General features: G+C 64.6%; 7 protein-coding genes. 6 read left to right on the forward strand and 1 reads right to left on the reverse strand.

Annotation, left to right across the window (positions count from 1 at the left end; translation table 11 throughout):
• From LJE63_10500 to LJE63_10525, 6 genes are all read left to right on the forward strand, one after another.
• The coding region (locus tag LJE63_10500; GenBank protein MCG6907042.1) for a dihydroxy-acid dehydratase at nt 1–411 on the forward strand (411 nt) is incomplete at its 5' end.
• A 44-nt stretch (nt 412–455) separates the two neighbouring features.
• The gene (gene ilvB, locus LJE63_10505; GenBank protein MCG6907043.1) at nt 456–2,144 is read left to right on the forward strand and encodes a biosynthetic-type acetolactate synthase large subunit; all 1,689 of its coding nucleotides are present in this window, start codon (nt 456–458) and stop codon (nt 2,142–2,144) included.
• Between the two features lie 36 nt (nt 2,145–2,180).
• Entirely contained in the window at nt 2,181–2,669 is a 489-nt protein-coding gene (ilvN, locus tag LJE63_10510) for an acetolactate synthase small subunit (protein ID MCG6907044.1), read from the forward strand.
• A 60-nt stretch (nt 2,670–2,729) separates the two neighbouring features.
• A complete protein-coding gene (gene ilvC, locus LJE63_10515; protein ID MCG6907045.1) occupies nt 2,730–3,779 on the forward strand; it encodes a ketol-acid reductoisomerase in 1,050 nt (349 codons plus the stop codon).
• Nucleotides 3,780–3,863: 84 nt separating this feature from the next.
• The gene (gene cimA, locus LJE63_10520) at nt 3,864–5,480 is read left to right on the forward strand and encodes a citramalate synthase (GenBank protein ID MCG6907046.1); all 1,617 of its coding nucleotides are present in this window, start codon (nt 3,864–3,866) and stop codon (nt 5,478–5,480) included.
• A 230-nt stretch (nt 5,481–5,710) separates the two neighbouring features.
• A complete protein-coding gene (locus LJE63_10525) occupies nt 5,711–7,249 on the forward strand; it encodes a 2-isopropylmalate synthase (protein ID MCG6907047.1) in 1,539 nt (512 codons plus the stop codon).
• Nucleotides 7,250–7,346: 97 nt separating this feature from the next.
• Here LJE63_10525 and LJE63_10530 read toward each other — a convergent pair whose 3' ends face one another.
• The gene (locus LJE63_10530) at nt 7,347–7,922 is read right to left on the reverse strand and encodes a PEP-CTERM sorting domain-containing protein (protein MCG6907048.1); all 576 of its coding nucleotides are present in this window, start codon (nt 7,920–7,922) and stop codon (nt 7,347–7,349) included.
• Nucleotides 7,923–8,035: the final 113 nt, after the last annotated feature.

The raw sequence follows: 8,035 nt of genomic DNA on the forward strand, positions 1-8,035 counted from the left end.
ATGACCGGGGCCATCCGCCCGGGGGACGTGGTCGTGATCCGCTATGAAGGCCCCATGGGCGGCCCCGGGATGCGCGAGATGCTGACGCCCACATCGGCCATCGCCGGCATGCAGCTCGACGGCCAGGTGGCCCTCCTGACCGACGGCCGCTTCTCCGGCGGCTCGCGCGGGGCGGCCATCGGCCACATCTCGCCGGAGGCCATGCAGGGCGGCCCGCTGGCGGCGGTACGCGAAAACGACCGGATCGCCATCGACATCCCGGCCAAAACACTCACCCTCAAGGTCCCGGAGGGCGACATCCATGACCGACTGGCGGCCTGGAGCGCACCCGCGCCCCGGATCACGCAAGGCTACATGGCGCGCTACGCCCGCATGGTGTCTTCGGCCAGCCGCGGCGCGGTGGTCCGCTGAGCCTGAACGCCGCGGGAACATCGAACCAGAAAGGAAGAAACCCCATGAAACTCACCGGTGCCCAGATCCTGATGAAAGTGCTCCAAGAGGAGGGGGTCGACACGCTGTTCGGCTATCCGGGGGGCGCGGTCATCGACATCTACGACGAGCTGGCCAAGACCGACATCCGCCACATCCTGGTGCGCCACGAACAGGGGGGCGTGCACGCCGCCGACGGCTACGCCCGCGCCAGCGGCAAGGTCGGGGTCTGCCTGGTGACCTCCGGCCCGGGGGCCACCAACACCGTCACCGGGATCGCCTCGGCCTATATGGACTCCATCCCGGTGGTGGTGATCACCGGCCAGGTGCCCACCCAGCTGATCGGCAACGACGCCTTCCAGGAGGTGGACATCGTCGGCATCACCCGCCCGTGCACCAAGCACAACTACCTGGTCAAAAACATCGACGACCTGGCCCGCATCCTGCGCGAGGCCTTTTTCCTGGCCCGCTCCGGACGCCCCGGCCCCGTCCTGGTGGACATCCCCAAGGACATCGCGCGCGCCATGGCGAGCTACAAGCTCCCCAAGAGCGTCAAAATGGCCTCCTACAACCCCACCTACAATCCCAATATGCGCCAGCTGCAAAAGGTGGTCAAACTGGTGCAGGAGGCCAAGCGCCCGGTGATCTTCGCCGGCGGCGGGGTCATCCTCTCCAAGGCCGCCCCGGAGCTGACCGCATTCGCCCGCAAAACCCAGATCCCGGTCACCACCTCGCTGATGGGGCTGGGGGCCTTCCCGGGTTCCGATCCGCTCTGGCTGGGGATGATCGGGATGCACGGCACCTACCGGGCCAACATGTCCACCGGCGTCTGCGACCTCTTGATCGCCATCGGGGTGCGCTTCGACGACCGGGTCACCGGCAAGACCGAGGCCTTTGCGGCCCAGTCGAAAATCGTGCACATCGACATCGACCCCACTTCGATCCGCAAAAATATCCCGGTCACCGTGCCGGTGGTGGGCGACTGCAAGATCTCCCTGGGGCACCTCAACCAGCTCATCGACGCCTTGGACCTGAGCGATTTAAGCGACCGGCGCCGGGAGTGGCTGGAAACGATCGACGGTTGGAAGAGCACAAAACCGCTGGCCTACCAGCAAGGCGAGGCCATCAAGCCCCAGTTCGTGATCGAAAAGCTCTACGAGCTGACCCGCGACCGGGAGACCATTATCACCACCGAGGTGGGCCAGAACCAGATGTGGGCGGCCCAGTACTACCACTTCGAAAAACCCGGACACTTCATCACCTCCGGCGGCCTGGGGGTGATGGGCTTCGGCCTGCCGGCGGCCATCGGCGCCCAGATGGCCTGCCCCGACAGCCTGGTGGTGGATGTGGCCGGCGACGGCAGCATCCAGATGAACATCCAGGAGATGGCCACCGCCGTCCAGTACGGCCTGCCGGTCAAGGTGGTGATCTTAAACAACCGCTATCTGGGGATGGTGCGGCAGTGGCAGGAGCTGTTTTACGAGTGCCGCTACGCCTGCACCGCCATGGAGCACGCCCCGGATTTCGTCAAGCTGGCAGAGGCCTACGGTGCGGTCGGCCTGCGGGCCGAAAAACCCGAGGAGGTCGAAGCGGTCCTGCGGGAGGGCCTTTTCTCGCCCCGCACCGTGATCATGGACTTCAAGGTGCAGCAGACCGAGTGTGTCTACCCGATGGTCCCGGCAGGCGCGCCGATCACCGAGATGCTGCTGGTTTAGCCGCCTGCGGCAGGCGCCAGGAAAGGAGTGACCGCCATGACCGAAGAAAATCACGTCCTGTCTCTTCTGGTGGACAACGAACCGGGGGTGCTCTCGCGCATCGTGGGCCTTTTCAGCGGCCGGGGCTTCAACATCGAAAGCCTCTGCGTGGCGGAGACCACCGACCCCGGGATCTCGCGCATCACCATCGTCACCAAGGCCAACGCCCCGGTGGTGGAGCAGATCAAAAAGCAGCTCAACAAGCTGATCAACATTCTGAAGGTCCACGAACTCACCGGCCATGACTTTGTCCAGCGCGAAATGGCGCTTATCAAGGTCACCGCTAAGCCGGAGCATCGGGCCGAAATTCTGCGGATCGTGGACATCTTCAGGTGCAAGGTGGTGGACGTCGGTCAGGAGCACTACACCATCGAGGTGACCGGCGACCAGGGCAAACTGGCCGCCATCATCAGTCTGCTGAAACCCCTGGGGATCAAGGAGATCGCCAAAACGGGGATCATCGCCCTTTTCCGGGAGCCCAAATGACCCGGCCGCGGGCCGGCCGCCGCCCCGCTTTTTTCATCCAAAACCCAAAGGAGCAAGGACATGGCACAAATTGATTTTGGAGGCGTCATCGAGGAGGTCATCACGGCCGAGGAGTTTACCCTCGAGCAGGCGCGTGAAACCCTCAAAAACGAGGTGATCACCATCCTGGGTTACGGTGTGCAGGGACCCGGCCAGGCGCTCAACCTGCGGGACAACGGCTTTCCCGTGATCGTCGGTCAGCGGGAGGGCACCGGCTCCTGGCAGCGCGCCGTGGAGGACGGCTTTGTGCCGGGCAACACCCTGCTGCCCATCGAGGACGCCGCCCGCAAGGGCACTGTGGTCCAGTACCTGCTCTCGGATGCCGGTCAGATGGCCCTTTGGCCGCGGGTCAAGCCGTGCCTCAACGAAGGCGACGCGCTGTATTTCTCCCACGGCTTCTCGGTGGTCTACAAGGACCAGACCGGGATCGTGCCGCCGCCCAACGTGGACGTCATCCTGGTGGCCCCCAAGGGCTCAGGGCGCACGGTGCGGACCAACTTCCTGGCCGGCAGCGGCATCAACTCCAGCTTCGCCGTCCACCAGGACTTTACCGGCCGGGCCCGGGAGCGGGCCCTGGCGCTGGGGATCGCCATCGGCTCCGGCTATCTTTTTCCCACCACCTTCGAAAAAGAGGTCCACAGCGATCTCACCGGCGAGCGCGGCATTCTGATGGGCGCCCTGGCCGGGGTGATGGAGGCCCAGTACACCCTGCTGCGCCGGCACGGCCACAGCCCCAGCGAAGCCTTCAACGAAACCGTCGAGGAACTCACCCAGAGCCTGATCCGGCTGGTGGCCGAAAACGGCATGGACTGGATGTTCGCCAACTGCAGCACCACCGCCCAGCGCGGCGCGCTGGACTGGGCGCCGCGCTTCCGGGAGGCGGTGGCGCCGGTTTTCGACGCCCTCTACGAGAGCGTCATTTCCGGCAAGGAAACCGAACGCACCCTGAAGCTCAACAGCGCCCCGGACTACCGCGAAAAGCTGCGGGTGGAACTCGACCGCATCAAAAACTCCGAAATGTGGCGGGCCGGGGCCGCGGTACGCGCCCTGCGGCCGGAAAACCGCGAATAGACGCCGCTTGCGGGCCGCGTTCTGCGCGGGGCGCCCGGGACGGGGCCCCCGCGCGGCCGGCCAGGCGGCGGTGGGAGTATGACCATGCAACCGACCTTTATCTACGACACCACCCTGCGCGACGGCACCCAGGGGGAAAACATCAACTTCAGCGCGCTTGAAAAGCTCAGCATCGCCGAGCGCCTGGATGATTTCGGGGTCCACTACATCGAAGGCGGCTGGCCCGGTTCCAACCCCCGGGACAAGCAGTTTTTCGAAATCGCCCGCCGGGTGACGTTCAAAAACGCACGAATCGCCGCCTTCGGCGCCACCCGCAAACCCGGCACCCCCGCCGACCGGGACCCCAACCTGAAGGCGCTGCTGGAAAGCGGCTGCCAGAGCGTCACGATTTTCGGCAAAAGCTGGGACCTGCACGTCACCCGGATCATGGACAACACCCTGGAGGAGAACCTGGCCATGATCCGTGAAACGGTGGCCTATCTCAAGTCCCAGGAGCGTGAGGTGATTTACGACGCCGAACATTTTTTCGACGGCTTCAAGGCCAACGCGGCCTATGCCCTGCAAACGGTGACCGCCGCCTGCCACGCCGGCGCGGCCTTTATCGTGCTCTGCGACACCAACGGCGGCAGCCTGCCCTTTGAAATCGAAGCGGCGATCGCCGCCCTTCAGGAGCACCTGGCCCGGCAGGGGCCCGCCTGCGCCGCGGTTCGGCTGGGAATCCACGCCCACAACGACTGCGGGCTGGCGGTGGCCAACAGCATCGCCGCGGTCCGGGCCGGGGCGGTCATGGTTCACGGCACGATCAACGGCTACGGCGAGCGCTGCGGCAACGCCGACCTGACCTCCATCGTGCCGATCCTGTGCACCAAGCTCGAGATCCCCTGCGTGAGCCCTGAAAGCTTAAAAAAAATCCGCAAGCTCTCCCGCTTCGTGAGCGAGACCGCCAACATGACGCCCCTCAACAGCCGCCCTTTCGTGGGCGAAAGCGCCTTCGCCCACAAGGGCGGGATCCACGTCAGCGCCGTCATGAAGTCCCCCTGCGCCTACGAGCACATGGCGCCCGAAAAGGTCGGCAACCACCGGCGGGTGCTGGTTTCGGATCTTTCCGGCAAGAGCAACGTGACCTACAAGGCCCGCGAGCTGGGGCTGGATTTGGGCGCAAACGGCGTTGACAGCCAGAAGATCGTCAACGAGATCAAGCGCCTGGAGCAGGAGGGCTACCAGTTCGACGTGGCCGAGGGCTCCTTCAAGATCCTGCTGGAAAAATTCACCGAGCAGTACACCCCGCTCTTCGAGCTGGAATCCTTCCGGGTGACCATCGAAAAGGACCAGGACCGGCCTTGCAGCGCGCACGCCACCATCAAGATCCGGGTCGGGGACCAGGCGGAGATCACGGCGGCCGAGGGCAGCGGCCCGGTCAGCGCCCTGGACAACGCCCTGCGCAAGGCCCTGGACAAGTTCTACCCCGACCTGGACCACATGCGCCTGGTGGACTTCAAGGTGCGGGTCATCGACGGCCGCGATGGCACCGCCGCGCGGGTGCGGGTCTTCATCCAGTCCCGCGACCAGGACCGGGTCTGGAGCACCATCGGGGTTTCGGAAGACATCATCGAGGCCAGCTGGCACGCGCTGGCCGACAGCTTCCAGTACAAGCTGGCCAAGGAGGCCGAGTACGCCGGCTCCGAGCGGGAGGCGGGGTGAGCGGCGCACCTGCCGCGGTCCATCCGCCTGCCGCCAGACGGCAAAGGAGAATTCCAGTGAACGTGAAGGAAAGGTCAGCCGCCGCAGGACCGCATCACCCCCGGGTCCTGCGGCGCATGCTCCTGGGATGAAACCCCGGTTTGAGAGCGTGTGACCGGACGGTCCGCGGGGCCGCCCGGGTTGGTCCGCCTTGACGGACCCCACCAGATCCAGATTGAAGGAGTTTCATCATGAGCGAACGCGTCTATATTTTCGACACCACCCTGCGCGACGGCGAGCAGTCCCCCGGGGCCAGCATGAACACGGCGGAAAAAATGCGCCTGGCCAACCAGCTGGAAAAGCTCGGGGTCGACATCATCGAGGCCGGTTTTCCGGCAGCCTCCGACGGCGATTTCGAAGCGGTCTCCCAGATCGCCGGCAAACTGCAGCGCACCGAGGTGGCCGGTTTGTGCCGGGCCTCCAAGGCGGATATCGACCAGGCCTGGGCCGCCGTCAAAACGGCGGTCAAGCCCCGGATCCATACCTTCATCGCCACCTCCGACATCCACCTGCAGTACAAGCTCAAGATGAGCCGCGAGGAGGTGGCGGCAGCAGCGGTCGAGGCCGTGCGCTACGCCAAGACCTTCACCCCCAACGTGGAGTTTTCGGCCGAGGACGGCTCCCGCAGCGACCGCGACTATCTCTGCCGGGTATTCGAGGCCGCCATCGCAGCCGGCGCCACCACCGTGAACCTGCCCGATACCGTGGGCTACGCCATCCCGGAGGAATTCGCCGACCTGGTGCGCTACGTCATCGCCCACACCCCCAACATCCACCAGGCGGTCCTGAGCATCCACTGCCACAACGACCTGGGCCTGGCCACGGCCAACACCCTGGCCGCCATCCGGGCCGGCGCACGCCAGGCGGAAGTCACCATCAACGGCATCGGCGAACGCGCCGGCAACACCTCCCTGGAGGAAGTTGTCATGAGCCTGCACACCCGGCCCAACTTCCTGCCCATGGAAACCGGCATCCGCACCGAGCACATCTACCCCACCAGCCGCCTGGTGAGCATGATCACCGGCATCATCGTGCAGCCCAACAAGGCCATCGTGGGAGCAAACGCCTTTTCCCACGAGGCCGGCATTCACCAGGACGGGGTCCTCAAAAACCCCATGACCTACGAGATCATGAAGCCGGAGACCATCGGCCTGAGCACCAACAAGCTGGTGCTCGGCAAGCACTCCGGCCGCCACGCCCTGCGCAGCCACTTGAAAGACCTGGGCTACGACCTCTCCGACGAGGAGTTGCGGATCGTCTTCACCCAGTTCAAGGAGCTTGCCGACAAGAAGAAGCACGTGATGGACGAGGACCTGGAGGCCATCGTAACCGAGGGCATCCTGCGCACCGCCGACATCTTCAAGTTGGAGTACCTCAACGTCAGCGCCGGCACCACGGTCTTGCCCATGGCCAGCGTCAAGCTCGCGGTCAACGGCCGCTCGGTGATGGGTGCGGGCTACGGCAACGGCCCGATCGACGCGACCTTCAACACCATCGCCAAGCTCACCGGAACCTCCTCCGAGCTGCTGCGCTTCACGGTGGGAGCGCTGACCGGCGGCACCGACGCCATGGGCGAGGTGATCGTGCGCCTGCGGGAAAACGGCCTGGTGGCTCTGGGCAAGGGGTCCGATCCCGACATCATCACCGCCAGCGCCAAGGCCTACCTCAACGGTTTGAACCGCCTGGAATACCTTAAGGCCCACCCGCTCAGGGCCGCCCAGGTGCTTTAAACCACGGGAATTTGAAACGATGCGGCCGGGGGAGGCCACCCTCCCCCGACCGCTGTTTCGGCTTTACCCCTCAGCCTCCCCGCTGCAAAACCGAGTTTCAGCTCATCTTCCCCTTGCGGCGGCGGGCGAACAGCCCCATCCCCACCAGCCCGGTTCCCAGCAGCAGCACCGTCGCCGGTTCGGGCACGGGCGCCGCACCGGGGATGGTGTCGTTGCCAGGGCGGTGGTTTCGGTTGTTAAACCTGCCGCTTCTGATCATTTCGGCAAAGATGTTGGCGGCAAAAAATCGAAGCGGGTGGCGAGCGGAGCCATTTTCCCGGATGGCGTTCATGCCCAGACCTTGGGTAAAATACCCCTCGACGTCGGTTCCTCCCTCAAAAGCGCCATCGCCGCCGAACCTGAAAGAGCCAGAGGGCCTAAACTCACGCGGCTGAATGGTGTCGAAAGCACCCCAGATGGCGCTGTAGATACCTCTACCGATCGGGTTTGGCCCATTACAACCATTAGTCAGCCCACACCCGTCCCCGATAGATTTGTCCCCCTTGGAAATTCCTCCGATGTGTTTCGGGTTGAGAAGGAGGTCGTTGACAGCGAACGAGCATGCCCAGGCGCTGCCGACTATTAGAAAGATCGACAAGACAACCAGCGACAACAACCAGAGCTTCTTTTTCATCTTTGCCTCCATTTCATCTCTGCGACCGGTTGGCTGAACAACCCCCGCAGGTTAGGCCCTCCCTCATCCTCTCTGGGAGGGGGAAAGAGCAAAACCCTCACCAAGATGTAAAA

The organism is Desulfobacteraceae bacterium, from assembly GCA_022340425.1.
In the GTDB taxonomy this organism is placed as follows: Bacteria; Desulfobacterota; Desulfobacteria; order Desulfobacterales; family JAABRJ01; genus JAABRJ01.